The 20173-nt window shown below is 60.6% G+C and carries 20 protein-coding genes; 7 read left to right on the forward strand and 13 right to left on the reverse strand.

Features of this window, described 5'->3' with window-relative positions; genetic code table 11:
* Positions 1-45: 45 nt before the first annotated feature.
* Positions 46-261, reverse strand: a complete 216-nt coding sequence (locus M0654_RS00645) for a cold-shock protein (RefSeq protein ID WP_003494703.1) — start codon at positions 259-261, stop codon at positions 46-48.
* Between the two features lie 624 nt (positions 262-885).
* On the opposite strand from M0654_RS00645, the gene M0654_RS00650 reads away from it, so the two are divergent.
* The gene (locus tag M0654_RS00650) at positions 886-2088 is read left to right on the forward strand and encodes a pyridoxal phosphate-dependent aminotransferase (RefSeq protein ID WP_248681388.1); all 1203 of its coding nucleotides are present in this window, start codon (positions 886-888) and stop codon (positions 2086-2088) included.
* 59 nt (positions 2089-2147) lie between these two features.
* On the opposite strand, the gene M0654_RS00655 is transcribed toward M0654_RS00650, so the two are convergent.
* The 3 genes from M0654_RS00655 to M0654_RS00665 all read right to left on the reverse strand — a co-directional run bounded on the left by M0654_RS00655 (position 2148) and on the right by M0654_RS00665 (position 5966).
* Positions 2148-3416 (reverse strand): PQQ-dependent sugar dehydrogenase, encoded by a 1269-nt coding sequence (locus tag M0654_RS00655; RefSeq protein WP_248681389.1) that lies wholly within the window; start codon positions 3414-3416, stop codon positions 2148-2150.
* 168 nt (positions 3417-3584) lie between these two features.
* Positions 3585-4703, reverse strand: a complete 1119-nt coding sequence (locus M0654_RS00660; protein ID WP_390919349.1) for a 5-methyltetrahydropteroyltriglutamate--homocysteine S-methyltransferase — start codon at positions 4701-4703, stop codon at positions 3585-3587.
* Between the two features lie 162 nt (positions 4704-4865).
* Positions 4866-5966, reverse strand: a complete 1101-nt coding sequence (locus M0654_RS00665) for a calcium:proton antiporter (RefSeq protein ID WP_248681391.1) — start codon at positions 5964-5966, stop codon at positions 4866-4868.
* Positions 5967-6222: 256 nt separating this feature from the next.
* Between M0654_RS00665 and M0654_RS00670 the strand changes: the two genes are divergently transcribed.
* Positions 6223-6486 (forward strand): DUF2188 domain-containing protein, encoded by a 264-nt coding sequence (locus M0654_RS00670; protein WP_118850105.1) that lies wholly within the window; start codon positions 6223-6225, stop codon positions 6484-6486.
* 1 nt (position 6487) lies between these two features.
* Here the strand turns inward: M0654_RS00670 and M0654_RS00675 are convergent, their stop codons facing one another.
* A complete protein-coding gene (locus M0654_RS00675; RefSeq protein ID WP_248681392.1) occupies positions 6488-7396 on the reverse strand; it encodes a LysR family transcriptional regulator in 909 nt (302 codons plus the stop codon).
* A 93-nt stretch (positions 7397-7489) separates the two neighbouring features.
* On the opposite strand from M0654_RS00675, the gene M0654_RS00680 reads away from it, so the two are divergent.
* A complete protein-coding gene (locus M0654_RS00680; protein WP_248681393.1) occupies positions 7490-8515 on the forward strand; it encodes an NAD(P)H-binding protein in 1026 nt (341 codons plus the stop codon).
* 35 nt (positions 8516-8550) lie between these two features.
* Here the strand turns inward: M0654_RS00680 and M0654_RS00685 are convergent, their stop codons facing one another.
* From M0654_RS00685 to trxB, 4 genes are all read right to left on the reverse strand, one after another.
* On the reverse strand, positions 8551-9672 hold the full coding sequence (locus M0654_RS00685; RefSeq protein WP_248681394.1) for an alkene reductase: 1122 nt from the start codon (positions 9670-9672) through the stop codon (positions 8551-8553).
* Between the two features lie 34 nt (positions 9673-9706).
* Positions 9707-10003 carry an ArsR/SmtB family transcription factor gene (locus tag M0654_RS00690; RefSeq protein WP_118851570.1) on the reverse strand — a complete coding sequence of 99 codons (297 nt, stop codon included), beginning with the start codon at positions 10001-10003 and terminating at the stop codon, positions 9707-9709.
* Positions 10004-10514: 511 nt separating this feature from the next.
* Positions 10515-11417: a LysR family transcriptional regulator VtlR gene (locus M0654_RS00695; protein ID WP_118850101.1), complete on the reverse strand. Its 903-nt coding sequence runs from the start codon at positions 11415-11417 to the stop codon at positions 10515-10517.
* Between the two features lie 13 nt (positions 11418-11430).
* Positions 11431-12441: a thioredoxin-disulfide reductase gene (gene trxB, locus M0654_RS00700; protein WP_248681395.1), complete on the reverse strand. Its 1011-nt coding sequence runs from the start codon at positions 12439-12441 to the stop codon at positions 11431-11433.
* A gap of 215 nt (positions 12442-12656) precedes the next feature.
* On the opposite strand from trxB, the gene M0654_RS00705 reads away from it, so the two are divergent.
* Positions 12657-13124 (forward strand): Lrp/AsnC family transcriptional regulator, encoded by a 468-nt coding sequence (locus tag M0654_RS00705; RefSeq protein ID WP_118850099.1) that lies wholly within the window; start codon positions 12657-12659, stop codon positions 13122-13124.
* 1 nt (position 13125) lies between these two features.
* Here M0654_RS00705 and M0654_RS00710 read toward each other — a convergent pair whose 3' ends face one another.
* Positions 13126-13914: a glycosyltransferase family 25 protein gene (locus M0654_RS00710; RefSeq protein ID WP_248681396.1), complete on the reverse strand. Its 789-nt coding sequence runs from the start codon at positions 13912-13914 to the stop codon at positions 13126-13128.
* A gap of 226 nt (positions 13915-14140) precedes the next feature.
* Here M0654_RS00710 and M0654_RS00715 point away from each other — a divergent pair, with 226 nt between their 5' ends.
* Positions 14141-15178 carry a glycosyltransferase gene (locus tag M0654_RS00715; protein WP_248681397.1) on the forward strand — a complete coding sequence of 346 codons (1038 nt, stop codon included), beginning with the start codon at positions 14141-14143 and terminating at the stop codon, positions 15176-15178.
* A 10-nt stretch (positions 15179-15188) separates the two neighbouring features.
* Here the strand turns inward: M0654_RS00715 and M0654_RS00720 are convergent, their stop codons facing one another.
* On the reverse strand, positions 15189-16241 hold the full coding sequence (locus tag M0654_RS00720; RefSeq protein ID WP_248681615.1) for a glycosyltransferase family 4 protein: 1053 nt from the start codon (positions 16239-16241) through the stop codon (positions 15189-15191).
* A gap of 40 nt (positions 16242-16281) precedes the next feature.
* On the reverse strand, positions 16282-16758 hold the full coding sequence (gene greA, locus M0654_RS00725; protein WP_118850096.1) for a transcription elongation factor GreA: 477 nt from the start codon (positions 16756-16758) through the stop codon (positions 16282-16284).
* A 243-nt stretch (positions 16759-17001) separates the two neighbouring features.
* Here greA and M0654_RS00730 point away from each other — a divergent pair, with 243 nt between their 5' ends.
* Both M0654_RS00730 and M0654_RS00735 read left to right on the forward strand, forming a co-directional pair.
* Entirely contained in the window at positions 17002-18234 is a 1233-nt protein-coding gene (locus M0654_RS00730) for a putative DNA modification/repair radical SAM protein (RefSeq protein ID WP_248681398.1), read from the forward strand.
* Positions 18231-19685, forward strand: a complete 1455-nt coding sequence (locus M0654_RS00735; RefSeq protein ID WP_248681399.1) for a UdgX family uracil-DNA binding protein — start codon at positions 18231-18233, stop codon at positions 19683-19685. The genes M0654_RS00730 and M0654_RS00735 overlap by 4 nt, the downstream gene beginning before the upstream one ends.
* Here M0654_RS00735 and M0654_RS00740 read toward each other — a convergent pair.
* Positions 19666-20172, reverse strand: coding sequence for an SRPBCC family protein (locus tag M0654_RS00740; protein ID WP_248681400.1), 507 nt, complete (start codon positions 20170-20172; stop codon positions 19666-19668). The two genes, M0654_RS00735 and M0654_RS00740, sit on opposite strands and share 20 nt — an antisense overlap.
* Position 20173: the final 1 nt, after the last annotated feature.

Genomic DNA, 20173 nt, shown 5'->3' on the forward strand with positions numbered 1-20173 from the left:
GGCATCGCTGCCGGGCTTCAACTCGAATAGAAAGCCTTGGTGGGCTTAACCAGCGATCTGCAGGTTTACGGCCTTGGGGCCTTTGCCACGACGATCCGGTTCCGTGTCGAAGCTCACTTTCTGGTTTTCAGACAGACCGGACAGACCGGAAGCCTGTACGGCAGAGATGTGAACGAAGATATCGGCGCCACCGTTATCAGGCTTGATGAAGCCAAAGCCCTTGTCGGTATTGAAGAATTTTACAGTGCCAGTTTCGGCCATGCAGCAGGTCCTTTTCTCTCTGTCCGTGTTCAGCGGCGGACAGCATCACAGTGTGCCCCTAGGGGCGGCGGCAGGCAGCTTTAAGAAAGGGTCCCTGTCTTTACCGCGGTCACCCGTAGGACTGCTTGGAAATCTCCGCCCCCCGGTTTCCCGCCCGAAGTCTTGGCGCCTTCGGAGCGCGTCATTATAGGTCTTCCCATGCTCGTAAATTGCCCGAACTTGCACAGAGTGCTGTGTTTATTAAAAATTGGCAAGAAAAAGTTTTCTGACGCCAGTTGGGCGCGGAAAATCTAATGCTTACAAGGGCAGGAGAGGCGCAATCTGCCCCTCTGGTTGTGCCTTTCCGGCACAGCAGGCGTGTCTGGTAACGCTCTGTTAAGACCATGATGATCCGGACGCCGATCCGCGAAAGCGTCCGGCCAGGGTGCTTCCCGCCCCAGTCGCAGGATACACGGGGGCCTGAAAGCCACGGTCTCCAGCGCTCGCTGCTCATCACATCAGGCCGATTGATGGCAGCCATTCAAGCTTTGTGCTTGAATCCCATGGCCAGTTTAGACATAGAGCTTACCGGCAGTGTCGCGCCCGCGATGTAGCCTTGTTCAACAGCTCTTCAGGACGAAGATTATGGCCTTTCTTGCCGATGCTCTTTCCCGCGTAAAGCCATCCGCCACCATCGCAGTTTCTCAGAAAGCCCGTGAGCTTAAAGCAAAGGGACGCGATGTGATCGGTCTTGGCGCTGGCGAGCCGGATTTCGATACTCCCGAGAACATCAAGAAGGCTGCCATCGACGCCATCAATCGTGGCGAAACGAAATACACGCCGGTTGCCGGCATTCCTGAGTTGCGCAGGGCGATCGCCGACAAGTTCAGGCGCGAGAACGGCCTGGACTACAAGCCGGAGCAGACGATCGTTGGCACCGGCGGCAAGCAGATCCTGTTCAACGCCTTCATGGCGACGCTGAACCCGGGCGACGAAGTCGTCATTCCAGCACCGTACTGGGTGTCCTACCCGGAGATGGTTTCGCTTTGCGGCGGTACCCCGGTTTTCGTGTCGGCAACGCAGGAGAACAACTTCAAGCTCCAGGCTGCCGATCTTGAAAAGGCGATCACGCCGAAGACCAAGTGGTTCATCTTCAACTCGCCGTCCAACCCCTCTGGTGCTGCCTACAGCCATGCCGAACTGAAGGCGCTGACCGACGTGCTCCTGAAGCACGAGCATGTCTGGGTGCTGACCGACGACATGTACGAGCACCTGACCTATGGTGACTTCAAGTTCGTGACACCAGTCGAAGTCGAACCGAAGCTCTACGACCGCACGCTCACGATGAACGGCGTTTCCAAGGCTTACGCGATGACCGGCTGGCGTATCGGTTACGCGGCTGGCCCTCTGCCGCTGATCAAGGCCATGGACATGATCCAGGGCCAGCAGACCTCTGGTGCTACCTCGATTGCCCAGTGGGCTGCCGTCGAGGCGCTGAATGGTCCGCAGGACTTCATTCCGGAAAACAAGAAGATCTTCGAAGGTCGCCGCGACCTTGTCGTGTCGATGCTGAACCAGGCAAAGGGCCTTGTCTGCCCGTCGCCGGAAGGTGCCTTCTACGTCTACCCGTCCTGCGCAGGCCTGATCGGCAAGACCGCGCCGTCGGGCAAGGTTATCGAGACCGACGAGGACTTCGTATCCGAACTGCTCGAAACCGAAGGGGTCGCCGTGGTGCATGGATCGGCGTTCGGCCTTGGCCCGAACTTCCGCATCTCCTACGCCACCTCGGAGGATCTGCTTGAAGAGGCCTGCAAGCGCATCCAGCGCTTCTGCGCCAACTGCAAGTAACCGCCACACTGCATCAATAAGACAAAAGCCCGCCGACCGGCGGGCTTTTGCGTTTGAAACTACGACGCCTTCGTCAGGCGCAGGATGGTGGATTTGCCGCCGCCGCGCTGTTCGGTAACGGCATAGACTGCACCATCCGGACCAACCTTCACGTCCCGTATGCGCGCCTCGAGCGGCACGCGCTCCTCGTATTTCACCTTGTCGCCATCCATGTGGATCACCACCACACCCTGACTGACGAGGCCGCCAACAAGGAAGGCGCCCTTCCATTCGGGAATGGCGTCGGCATCATAATAGGCCATGCCCGACGGTGCGATGACCGGATCCCAGTAATAGACCGGCTGCTCGGTCTGCGCGTTCTGGGTGATGCCCTCTCCGACCGCCTTGCCGCTATACTCCAGACCATAGGTGACTTCCGGCCAGCCATAGTTCTTGCCCGGCTCAGGGCGGTTCAGTTCGTCACCGCCGCGAGGGCCGTGCTCCACCGTCCACAGCCGTCCCTGGCCATCAAGCGTCGCGGCCTGCATGTTGCGATGGCCGAGCGACCAGATTTCTGGCAGCGCGTCGTTCTGACCAACGAACGGATTGTCGGGCAATGCCTTGCCATCCATGTCGATGCGGAAGACCTTGCCGAGCCCGCTTGAAAGATCCTGCGCCTGGACACGCGGCTCAGGGTCCGACCGCTCGCCGACCGTCACGTAAAGCTCGTTCTGCGGACCGAAGACGAGGCGGGAGCCAAAATGGTTGTTGCCGTCATAACTCGGCATCTGCCGGAAGATGACCTTCACATCCTCCAATTTGCCGCCGCCAGCCTCGTCTGGCACGAGCTTGGCGGACGCCACCGAGGTGCCGTTGCCGTCTTCCCGATCCTCCGAGAAGGAAAAGAAGATCATCCCGCTGGTTTCGAAATCTGGAGCAAGCGCGACGTCGAGAAGGCCACCCTGGCCTCGCGCCAGAACCTTCGGGACACCTCCGATCAGCGGACCGGCCTTGCCGTCCTTTCCGATGATATGCATGGCCCCCGCCTTGGCGGTCACCAGCATGCGCCCGTCAGGCAGGAATTCCATCGACCACAGATGCGGCAGGTTGTCGGCCACGACCTCATGGCTGATCTTCACCATGTCCGGCGGCTGCGGCGCACGCGTCTGGCCGGCAAAGGCCGGTTTCTGGTTGCGCGCGTTCGGCTGTTTCGTTTCGGCGGGTTTGCCTGCCTGGGAGGTTTGCGCCCCCGCCGCGGGTGCAATGGCCTGCGTTTGCGCGAAAACGGCTGTCGCGAAGAGTACAGCGGAGATGGCAGAGCCGGTGAAAAGTCTGTTGAGGCGTTTCATCGTGATCCTCCCTTGGATGACCCGGTGCTCGCCCAAAGGGGAAGGGGAGCAGGCGATGATCGTCATCTAGTGCGATCCGTCCCGACTGCAGCACACGTGCCGATCAACAATAAGTCAGGATGGGAGAGGGAGGCTGCCGCCGGTGCGAAACCGGCGGCAGGGTATGGATCAGACCGAACCCCAGATGGCTTCGGCGGTCTTCACGACGAGCTCAAGCTTGCGCTTCTGGTCGTCTTCGGTGATCGAGTTGCCTTCCTCGGTGGAGGCAAAACCGCACTGCGGCGCGATGCCGAGCTGGTCGAGATCGACATACTTCGATGCTTCATCAAAGTGACGGCGCAGCGAATCCAGGCTTTCGAGTTCACCGGTCTTGGTGGTGATGAAGCCGGGGTAGACGCGCTGCTTGGAGCCTTTCTGGAGCAGGCTGAGCGGCTGCAGGCCACCGGCGCGTTCGGTGTCGTATTCCATGAAGAACATGTCGACGCCGGTGTGGTTGAAGATCGCGTCTGCAGCTGCGTCGTAACCGCCTTCTGCTGCCCAGGTGGAGCGGAAGTTGCCGCGGCACATATGCATGCCGATCAGCATGTCCTTCGGGCGGTCCTTGATCGCTTCGTGCATCATCCAGGCATATTCCTGGATCAGCCAGTCCGGATCAAAACCTTCCTCACGCTTCATCGCGCGCTGCTTTTCGTCGCCGAGATAGGCGAAATAAATGTCGTCCATCTGCAGGTAGCGGCAGCCGGCTTCGTAGAACTTCTGGACAGCCTTGGCGTAGGTCTTGGCCAGATCGGCAAACAGCACCTCGACGTCCTGGTATTCCGGAACGTGGATGTCCTCCTTGGCGGTGCGGTAATGCGCAACGCTCGGGCCGGGGATCGAGATTTTCGGGGTGACGTTGGTGTTCGCTGCCAGGAACTTGAAGTGCTCCAGATGCGGATGGTCGTCCGGGAAGTCGAGCTTGCCGTTGATGGTCGGGAAGGTCGGCGGCAGCTTGACGCCATGGAAGGTAACGCCCTTGTGGGCTTCGCGGGTCACGAATTCCATGCCGTCCAGCAGGCCGAGGAAGTCGTAGTGCCAGAAGTGGCGGCGGGCTTCGCCGTCGGTGACGACCTTCAGGCCAACGCTTTCCTGCAGCTTAACGAGTTCGCGGATGCCTTCGTCTTCAACGACCTTCAGCTCGTCCGCCGAGATGCTCTTTTCCTCGTAGAACTTCTTGCGTGCTTCCTTGACCGCAGCAGGGCGCAACAGCGATCCAACGTGATCGGCTCTGTAGGGGGGTGTGGACACTGGTTCCTCCATTCTTTCCATTCGGCGATTCGGGGGAGGTTGCAGTGTTCGCAAGGCAACCTCAAGCCTGGCGGTAACATGCACAGTTCAGGTGATGATTCAACGTCTTCTCTTTTTGATTCCGTTCCGCGCAGTAAGTGCTTAATCGTGAATCGCAAAGCGTCAGAGGCCAAGCATCGTCAGCATCACGAAGGTGGCGAAGAGAACGAAGTGCGTCATGCCCTCGATCGCGTTCGTCTGGCCGTCATTGAGGTTGATTGCAGCCACGACCAGGGTGATCCCCACCATCACTGTCTGCACCGGGCTCATGGCCATCATGAACGGCTGGCCGCTGTAGAGCGCGATCGCCTCCATGATCGGCACGGTCAGGATGACAGTGGAAAGGGACGCACCCATCGCGATGTTGACGACCGACTGCATGCGGTTGCGAAGCGCAGCCCGTAGCGCGGTCATGATCTCGGGTGCGGCGGATATCGCGGCCACAACGACGGCCATCAGTGCGGGCGGCGCACCGGTGCCTTTGAGCCCCGTGTTGAGGAAGGCGGACATGAATTCGGCAAGGAAACCGATGATCAGCACGCCGACGAGGATGACACCGATCGAGACCGCTGCCGGCTCCTGCTCGGCTTCCTTTTCAGGCGGAGGGCCACCGCCGACGGCTGGCCGTGTTCGGGGATAGGTGTAGCTGAAGAAGTAGCTGTGCGGCCCGACCTGCATCTTCAGGAAGACGGCGTAGAGCGCGATCATGGCGCAGATGGTGAAGGCGGAATAATAGTGCCACTTTGCCGCCGGGATGAATTCCGGCACGAGCATCGAGATGCCCATGGCGGTCAGGATCATCACGCTGTAGGTGCGGCTGGAATCGTCGTTGTAGTCCTGCTCGCCGTGCCGGAGACCGCCGAGAAGCGCAGCAAGGCCAAGGATGCCGTTGATGTCGAGCATCACGGCCGAGTAGATCGTGTCCCTCACAAGCGTCGGTGAAGATGTGCTGCTCATCATGATCGCCAGGATCAGCACTTCCACCGCGACTGCCGACAATGTCAGGATCATCGTGCCGTAAGGATCTCCGACTTTGTGGGCGAGCACCTCCGCATGGTAGGCGACGCGCGTCGAGGCGAAGATGATGACGACCACTAACGCCGCGGCTGCGATTGCAGAAACAAGCTGGCCAGCTTCGAGCACCGCGTGTTCGGTCACGTAGGCAACAAGGCAGACGGCAAGCGCCAGAACCAGAAGTCGTTCCTGTTTCAGCAGACGCAGCATGTTCACGGCTTCCTTTCACCCTGGCGCCAACTGCGGATGCTGTCGCCGTTCCTGCCGCATCTATGGCAGGTGACCCACGCATCAAGCCGGGCACGGCCACAGCGCCCGAATTTGCGGCGCCTTGGCATTGATGGCATACTCATGGGCGTTGAACTGGAAGCGGGCGGCGCCTGTTTTACCTTCTAGTCCTGACGCCGCTGCGTGAACGGAGCTCCATGAAGAGCCTCGACGGCTTCCAGCGGCTTAGGAGGAAGCATTGACAAAGGTCGTCTATAAAGTTGTCCCACATGACGGTGGCTGGGCCTATCGCCTTGGCGACGTCTATTCCGAAACCTTTCCGACCCGCGCCGACGCGCTTCAGGCGGCGCGCATCGTGGCTGCCGAACAGCAGGTGGGCGGCGAACCGGAAGAGATCAGCTGGCAAGATGACAAGGGCATCTGGCACACCGAATACAGCGATGGCGGTGACCGGCCGGAAGCTGACGTGGAAGACGGAGAAGAAGGCGTCGCTGCCGAGTGAGCTAGGTCGAGCGGACGTATTCCGTCAGGCCTTCCACAAGCGCATCGAAGGTGACGCGCCAGCGCCGCGCGGTCTTCAGGTTCTCGTGCATCGCGACCCAGGTCGGCAGCGGTAGGTCGAAGTCCTGGCGGAAAAGCTGGACGAGGTCGGGATCGCGCCGCGCGATCGCCACCTGGCAGATGCCGATCCCCACGCCGGCGCGGATTGCCGCGAGCTGCGCCAAGTTGCTGTCGGCGCGATGCTTCCAGCGGATGCCTTCGATCGGGAAGGTTGGTGCGCTTTTCCGGATTTCTTCCAGTGCCTGCCGGACAAAGGCAGTGGGCCTGCCATAACCGATGAACCGGTGTTCGGTCAGGTCCTGTGGTTTTGCCGGCGTGCCGTGCCGCTCGAGGTAACGCCGGTGGGCGAAAAGGCCAAGCGGGATGTTGCCAATCCGTCGGACCAGGAGGGCGTCCTGTGACGGCGTCGTCATCCGCACCGCGATATCGGCCTCCCGCTTCAGGAGATCTTCAAGCGAGTCGGAGAGCGAAACCTCGACCTCAAGATCCGGATAAGCATCCTGCAATCTTCCGAGGATGACCGGAAGCACCTCGACCCCGATCACCTCACTGGCGCTGATCCGCACCGTGCCATGGACGGCGTCCGTTTCACCGGATGCGACACGCTGCATGGCCGCTGCCGTTGCGGCCATCGTCTCGGCGTAGGGTTTCATCGCCAGTGCCGGCTCGGTCGGCAGCAGCCCCTGTTGCGATCGTGTGAACAGCTGGTAGCCGACCGCCTTCTCCAGGGTGTCGACATGCCGGCCGACCGTTGGCTGCGTCAGGCCCAGTTCGCGCGCGGCAGCAGACAGCGAACCGAGGTTCAGCACGGCCAGGAATGAACGGTAGATGTCCCAATCGATGTTGTTCATTTTTGTATGGAGGCTAAACGAGTTTCGGCAATTTTGTATAGCGCGGCGTCACCCCATTATCCATCCATCCAATCAGGATGGAAGGAAATCGCGATGGCTTATCAAGCGGAAAGACAGCTCGCCCTGGTGTTGGGCGCCACAGGCGGTATCGGCGGACATGTAGCGGCGGGACTGATCTCCCGCGGATGGAAGGTTCGCGCCCTCAACCGGAAGGCCGAGGATGCGGCGAGGCGGGAGCCGCGCTTTGAGTGGATACAGGGCGACGCGATGTCTGCCGCGGACGTGGCGCGCGCCGCGGAAGGCGTTTCGCTCATTGTTCATGCGGTGAACCCACCAGGTTACAAGGGCTGGGAAAAGCTGGTTCTGCCGATGCTGGACAACACCATTGCAGCGGCCCGCGCGACCGGCGCGCGCATTCTTCTACCGGGTACGGTCTACAACTTCGGCCCGGATGCATTCCCGGAACTGGATGAAGATAGTCCGCAAAACCCGGTGACCCGCAAGGGCAAGATCAGGGTGGAGCTGGAGCGGAAACTGGAGCTCGCTGCAGGTGAGGGCGTGCCGGTGCTGATCGTGCGGGCCGGGGACTTCTTTGGTCCGCGCGCCGCCAACAGCTGGTTCAGTCAGGGGCTTGTGAAGCCGGGCAAGCCGGTGAGGTCGGTCACCATCCCGAACCGCCGGGGTGTCGGGCACCAATGGGCGTATCTGCCGGACGTGGCCGAAACTATGCTCAGGCTCATTGATCGGCAGGACGAACTGCCAACCTTTGCCCGCTTCCACATGAATGGCTTTTGGGATTCCGACGGAAGCCAGATGGCGGATGCTATCGAGCGGGTGGTTGGACAGAAGGTAAAGAGAAAAGCCTTCCCATGGTGGCTGCTGCGGCTCGCGTCCCCGTTCGTCCCGTTATTCCGGGAATTGATGGAGATGCAGTATCTCTGGAAGCAGCCGGTGCGGATGCGCAACCATCGGCTGGTGGCATTCCTCGGCGAGGAGCCGTCTACCTCCGTCGACGAGGCGGTGCGGGCGACCCTCTTGGATCTCGGATCGCTGGAAAGCGGCGGTCGCACGCTCTCGCCTGTTCCAGTTCTCATGCCCAGGCGAAATCCGTTGCCGTGAAAAAAGGGGCTGCCACGGCAGCCCCTCCTGTATCCTCAGGCAACAGCCTCAAGCACCGGATAGTCGGTGTAGCCCTTGGCGCCGCCACCGTAGAAGGTGTTCTTGTCCGGCTGGTTCAGCGGCGCATTGTCCTTGAACCGCTCCACGAGGTCCGGGTTGGCGATAAAGAGACGGCCGAATGCGACAGCATCGGCATAACCGCTTCCGACTGCTTCCGACGCGCTCTCACGATCGTAGCCGTTGTTGACCAGCCAGCCGCCGGTGCCGCCAGCCTTGCGGTAGATGTTCTTCAGTTCGTGGTAGTCGAACAGCTTTTCGCCCTGCTTGAAGTTGCGGTCGCCGCCGGTAGCGCCTTCGATGACGTGGATGAAGGAAAGGCCACGAGAGCCAAGCTGCTCGACGACATAGTTGAAGAGCGGCTGCGGGTCTTCTTCCTTGATGCCGTTTGCCGGCGTGACGGGCGAGAGGCGGATGCCGACCTTGCCGGCGCCGATCTCGGCGGCGACCGCATCAACGACCTCCAACAGGAAACGCGCGCGGTTTTCGATCGAGCCGCCGTATGCGTCGGTGCGGTTGTTGGCGCCGCTTTTCAGGAACTGGTCGATTAGATAGCCGTTGGCACCGTGGATTTCCACACCGTCGAAGCCTGCGTCGATCGCGGCGCGTGCACCCTTGGCAAAATCTGCAACAACGCCGGGAATTTCGGAAAGCTCAAGCGCACGTGGCGCGGAGGTGTCGGCAAAGGCGCCGCTTCCGTCATCGTTGATGATGTAGGTCTTGCTGTTGGCAGGAAGATCCGAAGGGCCAACCGGTGCCGCGCCATTTGGCTGCAGGGAGGTGTGCGATACCCGGCCCACGTGCCAGATCTGCGTGACAATCTTGCCGCCCTTGCTGTGGACGGCGTCGGTGACCTTCTTCCAGCCTTCAACCGCCTGCGGCAGGTAAAGGCCCGGTACATCGGCGTAACCCTGGCCCTGCTGGGTGACCGGTGTGCCTTCGGTGATGAGGAGGCCGGCGCTGGCGCGCTGCTCGTAATAAGTTACATTGAGATCGTTCGGAATTGCCTTCGGCGAGCGGTTGCGCGTCAGCGGCGCCATCACGACGCGGTTGGCAAGTTCGATATCTCCAAATTTGGTGGGCTCAAAAAGCTTGGGCATCAAATATCATCCTTCGGTTGGGGAGGGGATTTCGTCAAAGCGTTGACCGGAGTTCTTCGAGGAAGGCGGTAATCTTGTCTTCATCGCGGTGGTAGAACGCCCATTGGCCGACGCGGTTGATCCTGACCAGGCCTGCCTTTTCGAGCGTTGCAAGATGCGCCGAGACCGTGGACTGCGAGAGACCGCAGCGCTTCTCGAACTGGTTGGCGCAGACGCCCATCGAGAGCGGATGGGCCTGGTCTGCGAAGTGGCGCTCAGGCTCCTTCATCCACTCCAGGAATTCCACCCGGACTGGATGCGCGAGCGCCTTCAGTACTTCCATTCTATCCATGACGTCAGCCAAATCGTTTCTGACCGATATGTAGATCGCCCAATCCCGATTTAAAGGTGTTGGGCAAAAAAATGGGCCGCCGGATCGCTCCGCGGCCCTTACAGTTGGAAGGTCAATGAACCTCCAGAGGGGAACAGCTGGCGCGACGACAGGAGGTCGTCCGGTGCGTCAGCTAACCTGCATATGGGGCGTGCCTTTGGTGCAGACAAGGGTTCAAAAGCCGAGAATGCACACCTGAAGCCGCTAAAGTGCACCCACAAAATCCGGGCAAAAAAAGAGGGCCGCCGGATCGCTCCAGGGCCCTTTATAGGTATGAAGGTCGAATTTAACCTCCAGAGGGGAACAGCTGCTGCGGCGGAACTGGGAGGAAAGCCGCCATGTGCATCAGCTGCATGCGATATGGTGACTTTATGCGCAGTCGACAACCTTTTTTTATGCAGGACTGCCATGCATCGCCTGCATTGCTTATCGCTAATGCGTCATATGCGGCATGTGGCGGCTCAGCGGACCACTAGAAATTCCAGTTACGTGCCTTGCCGACGATGAAATCGCGGAAGACCTTCAGCTTTGCCGCATTCTTCATCTCGTCCGGATAGCAGAAATAAGTGTCGAAGGAGGGGATGTCAGCATTGATGGCAAGCTGGATGAGGCCCGGGTCGCGACCGACGATGTAGTCGGGCAGGCAGGCGATGCCGATGCCGAGGAGGCAGGCGCGCTTGATCGACGTCTGGCTGTTGATCTGCAGATGCGGCACGCGGATGTTGTCCGACGATCGACCGGCATATTCCAGCCAATTGACGTCGAGCAGGTAGTTCGGAGCCGGCTCACCGAATGTGATGATCCGATGGTTGTCGAGATCCTCGATCGACTGAGGCTCACCATAACGGTTGATGTAAGATGGTGCGGCATAGACGTGCATGTGCACGGTAAACAGCTTGCGCTGGATGAGGTCCGACTGCTGGGGCTGGCGAAGCCGGATCGCGCAGTCGGCGTGGCGCATGTTGACGTCCAGTTCCTCGTTGTCGAGGATGAGCTGGATCGACATTTCCGGATAAAGCTGCAGGAACTCCTGCACCTTGTCCGTCAGCCAGCCCTGGCCAAGTCCGACGGTGGTCGTGACACGCAGCTTTCCGGACGGCTTTTCCGTGGTCTCCGTCAGCTGGACCTTGACGGTCTCGAGCTTCAGCAGCACGTCATGTGCCGTGCGGTACAGAAGCTCGCCCTGTTCGGTGAGGATCAGGCCACGCGCATGCCGGTGGAAAAGCTTGACCCCGACATCCTGCTCCAGGGCGCTGACCTGGCGGCTGATTGCCGACTGGGAAAGGTGCAGCTTATCCGCAGCGTGGGTAAAGGAGCCCGCCTCCGCAGCTGCATGAAAAATGCGCAGTTTATCCCAGTCGAGCGGAACACCCATCCCCCAAAGATCCTTATTCTGCGGCTTGAACGGCGTCAGCCATCGTGTCGGCGAGCTGGCTCGCGACCGTCGGCTGGATGCCTGCAAGATAACGTTCGGCTTCGAGTGCTGCCATGCAGCCCATGCCTGCGGCCGTGATCGCCTGCCGGAAGGTATCGTCGGTGACGTCACCGGCGGCAAAGACGCCCGGAACGTCCGTCGCGGTGGAATCGGGCGCCGTCCAGAGGTAGCCGTTCGGCTTCATCTTCAGCTTGCCCTTGAAGAGCTCGGTCGCCGGCGCATGGCCGATCGCCACGAACACGCCGTGGATCGGGAAGTCGGTGATCTCGCCGGTCTGCGTGTTGCGCAGCTTGACACCTTCCACCGACGGCGGCAGCGGCGCCTTGGCTGGCTTGCCTGTGATTTCGGCAATCTCGGTGTTCCAGAGCACGTTCACGTTCGGGCGCTGGAAAAGACGCTCGGCAAGGATCTTCTCCGAGCGGAAGCTGTCGCGCCGATGCACGACCGTAACCGATTTGGCGATGTTCGACAGATAAAGCGCTTCCTCGACGGCGGAGTTGCCGCCGCCAACCACGATGACGTCCTTGTTGCGGTAGAAGAAACCGTCGCAGGTGGCGCATGCGGAGACGCCGAAGCCCTGGAACTGCGCTTCGCTTTCCAGCCCAAGCCACTTGGCCTTGGCGCCGGTGGCGATGATCAGCGTATCGGCCGTCCAGACCTGTCCCGAGTCGGTCGAGACGGTGAACGGGCGGCGGCTCATGTCGACGTTGGTCACGAGGTCGTTGACGATTTCCGCACCGACATGGGTCGCCTGCTTCAGCATCTGCTCCATCAGCCACGGGCCCCGGATCGGGTCGCCGAAGCCGGGATAGTTCTCCACGTCCGTGGTGATCATCAGCTGGCCGCCCTGTTCCATGCCGGCAATCAGCACAGGCTTCAGCATTGCGCGAGCAGCATAGATGGCAGCGGTATAACCGGCAGGGCCAGAACCGATGATCAGGACCTCGGTGTGACGGGCGGACATGTTGTGATTCCTTTCAAAAACCGATCGCAGCTTTTTCCACCTCCCATATAGGAAGCCGCCATTCGGTCTGCCGCTTTAAAGCGTCATCTAAGGGCGATCCATGCAGCTTTGCAAGGGCAGCCTTGCGTTAACAACAGGACAGTTGGCATGAAAAAGCATCTTCTTGCGTTAGTTGCTGTTTCGTCTAAAAGCTCGTGCGAGCCAAGGGGAAAGATGTGTTTCGCGCTGATCTGGATGCCATCGACATCAAAATCTTGAGGGAGTTGCAGCGCGACGGTCGCATGACCAATGTGGACCTCGCCGAGCGAGTCGGTATCTCGGCGCCACCATGCCTGCGCCGGGTGCGCAAGCTCGAGGAAGCCGGCATCATCGAAGGCTACCACGCGCTCCTCAACGGGCCGAAGCTCGGCTTCGATCTTGTTGCCTTCTGTATGGTCGGCCTCAAGCGCCAGTCGGACGCGGATCTCAAGAGCTTCGCCTCCAAGGTGCAGCAGTGGCCGCTGGTGCGGGAAGCCTGGATGGTGAACGGCGACAGCGACTTCCTGCTTCGCTGCGCCGCCCAAAACCTCACCGTCTTCCAGGACTTCGTGATCGAGGTTTTGACCGCCGACGAACACGTCGACACCGTCCGCACCATGTTGACCATCCGCCAGGTCAAGCAACTGGGGCTGGTGGAGATTTGATTCAGCCGCCCAAGGCATCGAGCTTTGACTTGAACACCCGCTTCTTCCGCGCGGCAATCCACTTATCCTGAAACAGCCGGAACTGTTTCGCCACGCCGTAGTACCATTTCCGCTTGTTCGTCTTGCGGGCCGTGCCTGCGCCGGACAGAATCTGGCTTGCGGCTTCGGTCGTCGTCACGGGAGCCGGCCAGAAGGAATAACCGTGGCCCGTGCGGGTCAGCCAGTAGCGAAAGTAGTTGTCGACCGGGGCGAAGATCTTCGCATGTTCCTCTACAAAGCGACGTGCACCTTCGCGTGACCAGACGATCGCGCTCGTCGTCATCGGGAAATAGTGGGCCGCGACCAGCTCGCATTGGTGGGTGCCGATCGTGTAGCGCTTCAGCGGTGTGGCGATCTTCAGCTTGTTGTTGCCGATATTGATGAGCAGCCAATCGGGGTCGATGCTGTTCAAATCCGGCAACGCCTGGACGAGCAGCTCGACCGGATTGCAGAGCGGCAGCGCGTCGTCTTCAAGAACAAGCGCGTAAGGGGCATCTGACTGGAGGAAAGCCTCGGCAACCTTGAGATGGCTCAGGTAGCAGCCAATTTCGCCGCCAACGAGGCTGCGGCCCATGTACCGTTCGGCGCGCTCAGCATCGTATTCGGGCAGCGTCGAGAGGTCCATCTTCCGTCCATCGACGGCCGCCACGCGCTCGAAGTCGATGCCGAAGCCGGCAAGCCGCTCGTTGATCGCGGCAAGGCGGTCAGTGCTTCCGTCCAGGTTGATCACATAGGTTTTGAGCAAGGACATGAAATCTTCCGGCAGGGCCATGTTTGTCTGCGCATCTAGTGCGCGGCTGTTGTCATTGCGATAGTTTCTTTGGCTCGCCGATGGAAGAGCCTTGCCGCGTTCTGTGCCTGATCTTTTGGCGCTTCAGCGCTTTGCTCTTGCAGAGCTTGGCCAACCATAAGATATAGGCGGCGCTGCCCGAATGGCCGCTGACGGTCAAGCAGCATGGCAGAGACGAGGGGCAGACATGACGTTTCGGGTACATCAGTACATTTTCGGTAAGGACGGCGGTGCGGAAAAATTCTTCGTGCACCTGGTCGGCGCGCTTCACCGCAGGGGCGTGGAGCAGACGACGGTGATGCGCTGGAACCGTCGCTGGAAGCCCGATGTCGAGGAACATTCGCGTGTCATCGAAAGCAACTTCCGAAATCTGTCCGTCGACCGCATCTTGTTGCCGATCAAGGTGCTGCAGCTTGCCAAGAAGGACAAGGCCGACGCCATCATCTCGTGGTCGACGCGCGGGGCGCGGCTGATGCCGGACTACAAGGGTGGCATCAAGCTCTCGCGTCTTGGTGACTACCCCACGCATCTCGGCTACTTTAAGAACTCGGACATCCTCGTCTGCAATACCCCTGGTATTGCTGATCACGTGCGCAACAACCTTGGCTGGGATCGCGGCGTCGAGGTGATCTCGAACTTCACCGACACCAGCATCGTTGCGCCGATTTCCCGCTCTGTCGCCAATACACCCGATGGCGTGCCGCTGGTGATGACGATGGCCCGTTTCGTCAAGCGCAAGCGCATCCACCTGCTAATCGAGGCTATGGCTGCAGTGCCGGACGCCTATCTCTGGATCGCCGGCGAGGGCGAGGAGAACGACGCGCTGCATGCGGTGGTGAAGGAACACAAGCTTGAGGAGCGCGTGCGCTTCCTCGGCTGGCAGAAGGATGCGCGGCCCTATGTTGCCGCGGCCGACATGTTCATCATGCCGTCCAGCCACGAGCCGCTGGGCAATGTCATCTTCGAGGCCTGGGCGCAGGGCAAGCCGGTCGTTTCTTCCCGCTCCGAAGGTCCATCCTGGTTCATGCGCGACGGCGAGAACGGCCTGCTGGTCGATATTGATGATGTTGCCGGCTTCAGCCGCGCCATCAACCAGCTGATTGCCGACAAGGCGCTGGCAAAGAGTCTGGGTGAGGGCGGTCGGGCGACGCTCGTGGGGCAGTTCTCGGAAGACGCCGTCGGCGACGCTTATATCGACCTCTTCAAGCGCAAGCCGCAGCGGTAGGTTTCGAGCGCTAGCGGATGCCGGCGTAGAAGTTGCCAATCCGCTTCGCTTCACCTTCGATCGCAAAGTTTTCCGTGGCGTGGACGCGGGCGCGTTTTGCGGCGACAGCGCGGCGTGTCGCGTCGTCCATCCAGGTGGCTGCGGCAATGACCATGGCGTCCAGGTCGTCACGCGCAATGATGACGCCGGTTTCTTCGACGCCGGTTGCGATGAGTTCCGGGAAGGCGCCGACATTGGTCGCGATAACGGGCACACCGGTCGACATGGCCTCAAGCGGCGTCAGCCCAAACCCTTCCCAGCGCTGCGGGGCGATGAAGAGGTCGAGCGCGCGATACCAGTCGTTGATGTTGGTGTGCTCACCGACAAAGCGGATGCGCTCTGCAAGACCGGCAGCATTCACCCGTGCCTTCAGTTCATCCTCAAACGCGACATGCTTGCTTGTCGCGCGCCCGGCAACCACCGCCGTCCAGTTTGGCCGCGACGGCAGGAGGCGGATCATCGCGTCCACGAAAAGGTCGGTGCCCTTCTGGTGGCGCACGCGGCCAAAGCAGCCGATGATATTGGCCTTCGGATCAAGTCCGCACTGGCGCTTGGCTTCCGCCTTGTCCGCCGGTGGCGAAAAGCGCTCGGTGTCGATGCCGTGCAGTATGACGGTGTTGGGCACCTCGAGATAGGCGGAAGTCTTGCCGCAGACGGCGATCACGCCATCCATGCGGGAGATCAGCCACTTGGTCCAGCCGGTATGCTTGCGCTGCGAGGCCGAGGTGAAGACGACTTTCAACGGCATGCGCAGGACATCACGCATGAGGATTGCCGGCAACATCTCGATATTGCGGCGGGCATGCCAGATCCGGAAGCGCTTGCCGCGCGGTGGCTTCCACAGCGCCGGCAGATCACGAAAACGGACATGGGGCAGGGTGTCCGGCAAGCCGGGACCGAGTGCCGCGACCTTCTGGCCGAGCGCGCGCTGGATCGGTATCAGTTGGATGATCGTCGAGGTGACGCCGGAAAGCCGCTTCTTGAAATTCGGCGCGATGATTTCGGCGTCACGGATACCGACAATGGCGGGATTGTCGTTTCTTGCCCCGCTGGAAGGCACGGAATCAGCCCCAGGATACGGAAAGGATCTCGTAGGCCTTGGAGCCGCCCGGTGCGACGACTTCGATGGAATCCCCCTTTTCCTTGCCGATCATCGCACGGGCGATGGGCGAGGAGATGGAAATGCGGCCAGCCTTCACGTCAGCTTCCTGGTCGCCGACAATCTGATAAACCTTTTCTTCTTCGGTATCTTCGTCGACGAGCTTCACCGTCGCACCGAACTTGATCTTAGAGCCCGACATCTTGGACAGATCGATCACCTCGGCACGGGCGGTCAGATCTTCCAGTTCGGTGATGCGGCCTTCGTTGTGGCTCTGAGCTTCCTTCGCGGCATGGTATTCAGCATTTTCCGAAAGGTCGCCATGAGCGCGCGCTTCCGCAATAGCCTCAATGATACGGGGACGCTCTTCCTGCTGGCGCCAGCGCAACTCCTCCTGAAGCTGTGCAAAGCCATTCTGCGTCATCGGTACCTTATCAACCATTTCCTTGTCCTTCAGGCGGTGCCCGCGGCTGCGGCGGACACAAAAAGAAACAGGTTCCGGAGTAAAACTTCGGAACCATTCGCAAACCCAGAATTTAGGGCACTATAACAGAAATTCGACAATCATCGCCAGAATTTTTGCGCGACTGCCGAGCCCAATCCCTAACCTTCTCAATCAGAATCCATGCCGCTGCATTTGTCAATGTCTTGACGTTCACGATGAGAACATTTAGAGAACGGGCTAATGAAGAAGTCGCTGAAAGAACGTCTGGCAATTCTCTCCGATGCCGCCAAATATGATGCTTCCTGCGCATCGAGCGGGACGTCGAAACGCGATTCCCTCGGCTCTGGCGGGCTTGGGTCGACGGAAGGTTCGGGCATCTGCCATGCCTATGCGCCGGATGGGCGGTGCATCTCGCTGCTGAAGATCCTGCTCACCAACTTCTGCATCTATGACTGCGCCTATTGCATCAATCGCTCGTCCAGCAACGTGGAGCGCGCCCGGTTTACGCCTGAAGAGGTGATTTGGCTGACGCTCGAATTCTATCGGCGCAACTATATCGAAGGTCTTTTCCTTTCCTCCGGCATCATCCGCTCCTCCGACCACACCATGGAGGAGATGGTGAGAATCGCGCGGGAACTGCGCACGGTTCATAACTTCCGCGGCTACATCCACCTGAAGACGATTCCCGAAGCCTCCGCGCACCTGATCGAGGAGGCGGGGCTTTATGCCGACCGCCTGTCGATCAACATCGAGCTGCCAACGGATGCAGGCATCGGCAAGTTCGCGCCCGAAAAGCGGCCGGACAACATCCGTCAGTCGATGGGCAACCTGCGGCTGAAGATGGAGGAGATGGCCGAGCCGACGCTACAGACGAAGCGGCGCAAGAAGTTCGCGCCGGCGGGCCAGAGCACGCAGATGATCGTAGGGGCCGATGGCGCCAATGATGCGACCATCCTCGGCACCAGCGCGCGGCTCTATGGCAGCTATGGCCTGAAACGCGTTTATTATTCGGCCTTCAGCCCCATTCCTGATTCGTCGAAGAACCTGCCGCTGATCAAGCCGCCTTTGATGCGTGAGCACCGGCTTTACCAGGCGGACTGGCTGTACCGCTTCTACGGCTTCGACATCGGCGAGATCACTTCGACGCGGGCGGACGGCATGCTGGATCTCGATCTCGACCCGAAGCTCGCCTGGGCACTCGCGCATCGCGAACAGTTTCCGGTGGACGTCAACCGCGCCGACAAGGAGAAGCTGCTGCGCGTTCCGGGGCTTGGCACGAAGACCGTGAAGAGCATCCTGTCCGCGCGCCGCTTCCGGCGTCTGCGGCTCGATGACCTGAAGCGACTTGGGGTATCTCTGCGCAAGATACAGCCCTTCGTCACGGCCGAAGGCTGGACGCCACACCGGCTCGTCGACCGGCCGGACCTTCGCGCCATGTTCGAGCCGAAGCCGGAGCAGCTTTCACTGCTATGATCTATCGCTATGCGCTGAGGGGCAGGGGGGACCTGACGGAGTGGCGTGACGCCGCCCGCGCTTACCTGAGTGCCGGCATCCCGCCGGAGATGATCGACTGGCGTAGCATGGATGATGCTGACGGCCTGTTCGGCTTTGACGACAACCGACTGCCGGACCCCTTGCCCAACCAGCCGCCGCTCCATGTGCCGCCCGCCTTCATCAAACTCGCGGGTGCCGCGATTTGCCATTCGGACCCAAGCCGGTTCGCGCTGTTGTATCGCATGCTGTTTCGGCTGGCGCATGACCGGCGGCTTTTGCAGATGTCGTCTGATGCTGATGTGGTGATGGCGCAGCGGATGGCGAAATCTGTCGGGCGCGACTACCACAAGATGACAGCCTTCGTTCGCTTCAAGGAGATGCCGCTGCCGGAGGGCGTCGCAGGGCGTCGGCGCTTCATTTCCTGGTTCGAACCGGACCACTTCATTGTCGATCGGGTGGCGCCGTTTTTTCAGCGCCGATTAACCGACATGGACTGGCTGATCATGACGCCGAAGGGATCCGCGTCGTGGGATGGCGAGACGCTGCGCACCAGCGACGATCCGGCGGAGAAGCCGGATCTGCGCGACGAGACTGACGAGCTTTGGCGCACCTACTACGCCTCCATCTTCAATCCTGCGCGGCTGAAGGTGAAGATGATGACGAAGGAGATGCCCAAGAAATACTGGAAGAACCTGCCCGAGGCGGAACTGATCCCGAGCCTGATCGCCAATGCGGAGGCGAGCGTGACGGAGATGGCGCGCAAGGCGGCCAGCGAACCACTTCCCTTCCATCACCGGCTGCAGGAGACGGCGGCGAATGCACCGGTGGCGCCAAAGCCGGCCGCGGGAACACTTCCGGCCCTGAAGGAAGAGGCGCGCAGTTGCACGCGCTGCGACATCTATTGCCGCGCGACGCAAACCGTCTTCGGGGAAGGACCGCCGGATGCCAAGGTGATGTTCGTCGGCGAGCAGCCGGGCGACCAGGAGGATCTGGCAGGCAAGCCCTTCGTCGGTCCGGCGGGCAAGCTCTTCAACGACACCCTCGCTCTGGTCGGAATAGACCGGCAATCGCTTTATATCACCAACGCCGTCAAGCACTTCAAATACGAGCCGCGCGGCAAGCGGCGCATCCATCAGAAGCCGAACATGGGCGAGGTGCGCCAGTGTCGCTGGTGGCTAACGCAGGAACTGGAACTTGTGAAGCCGAAGCTCGTCGTCGCCATGGGCGCCACGGCGCTGTTTGCGCTCACCGACATGCGGCAGCGGCTGGAGGATGTGCGCGGGGAACCAATCTCCATGGAGGATGGACGGGTGCTGTTTGTCACTGTGCACCCGTCATATCTGCTGCGCATCCCTGATGAGGAACGAAAGGCGGAGGAACTGATCCGCTTCAGGGAAGACATGAGGAAGATCAGCCGGCTGGCGGCATGATCCTGCTCGATGACGCCGGTTTAGCGCTCTGCAACGATGACGTGACATAGGCGTCGAGGCGCGCCAGCGTCTGCTTGCCACCGTCGACCGCGCCGTACTTCAGCGATCCTTCCTTGGCTTCCGGTGTGGGGAAAACAAGCGTGATGGTGATCCGGGTGCCCGTGCCTTCGGTCTTTAGCGTGATCGAGCCTTCAAACCAGGCGGGTTCGCCGATCTCGGCGCCGTGGTCATAAGCGATCCGCTCGGGCGGCGAGATTTCCGTGTAGCGGATCCAGTTCGGCCAGTCCTTCTCCGGCCCGTGCATTGTGTAGCGCCAGAGGCCGCCGACAGAGAAGTCCATCTCGTGCGTTTCGGTGATGAAGCCATCCGGACCCCACCATTGATCAAGGTGCCTCGCCTCTGTCAGCATCTTGAAGACAAGATCGCGCGGGGCGGCAATCAGGCGGTCGACTTGGATCATCCTGTCGCTGTGGTCTACTGTCGTCATG

Origin of the sequence: Neorhizobium turbinariae (assembly GCF_023223505.1) — a bacterium.
GTDB lineage: Bacteria > Pseudomonadota > Alphaproteobacteria > Rhizobiales > Rhizobiaceae > Neorhizobium > Neorhizobium turbinariae.

Bases quoted from the DNA above. Each gene is read 5' to 3' on its own strand.
- M0654_RS00735 (WP_248681399.1), top strand. From the start codon at position 18,231: ATGATCTATCGCTATGCGCTGAGGGGCAGGGGGGACCTGACGGAGTGG.
- M0654_RS00650 (WP_248681388.1), top strand. From the start codon at position 886: ATGGCCTTTCTTGCCGATGCTCTTTCCCGCGTAAAGCCATCCGCCACC.
- greA (WP_118850096.1), bottom strand. From the start codon at position 16,758: ATGGTTGATAAGGTACCGATGACGCAGAATGGCTTTGCACAGCTTCAG.
- M0654_RS00715 (WP_248681397.1), top strand. From the start codon at position 14,141: ATGACGTTTCGGGTACATCAGTACATTTTCGGTAAGGACGGCGGTGCG.
- M0654_RS00645 (WP_003494703.1), bottom strand. From the start codon at position 261: ATGGCCGAAACTGGCACTGTAAAATTCTTCAATACCGACAAGGGCTTT.
- M0654_RS00655 (WP_248681389.1), bottom strand. From the start codon at position 3,416: ATGAAACGCCTCAACAGACTTTTCACCGGCTCTGCCATCTCCGCTGTA.
- M0654_RS00685 (WP_248681394.1), bottom strand. From the start codon at position 9,672: ATGCCCAAGCTTTTTGAGCCCACCAAATTTGGAGATATCGAACTTGCC.
- trxB (WP_248681395.1), bottom strand. From the start codon at position 12,441: ATGTCCGCCCGTCACACCGAGGTCCTGATCATCGGTTCTGGCCCTGCC.
- M0654_RS00665 (WP_248681391.1), bottom strand. From the start codon at position 5,966: ATGCTGCGTCTGCTGAAACAGGAACGACTTCTGGTTCTGGCGCTTGCC.
- M0654_RS00730 (WP_248681398.1), top strand. From the start codon at position 17,002: ATGAAGAAGTCGCTGAAAGAACGTCTGGCAATTCTCTCCGATGCCGCC.
- M0654_RS00675 (WP_248681392.1), bottom strand. From the start codon at position 7,396: ATGAACAACATCGATTGGGACATCTACCGTTCATTCCTGGCCGTGCTG.
- M0654_RS00710 (WP_248681396.1), bottom strand. From the start codon at position 13,914: ATGTCCTTGCTCAAAACCTATGTGATCAACCTGGACGGAAGCACTGAC.
- M0654_RS00695 (WP_118850101.1), bottom strand. From the start codon at position 11,417: ATGGGTGTTCCGCTCGACTGGGATAAACTGCGCATTTTTCATGCAGCT.
- M0654_RS00740 (WP_248681400.1), bottom strand. From the start codon at position 20,172: ATGACGACAGTAGACCACAGCGACAGGATGATCCAAGTCGACCGCCTG.
- M0654_RS00680 (WP_248681393.1), top strand. From the start codon at position 7,490: ATGGCTTATCAAGCGGAAAGACAGCTCGCCCTGGTGTTGGGCGCCACA.
- M0654_RS00690 (WP_118851570.1), bottom strand. From the start codon at position 10,003: ATGGATAGAATGGAAGTACTGAAGGCGCTCGCGCATCCAGTCCGGGTG.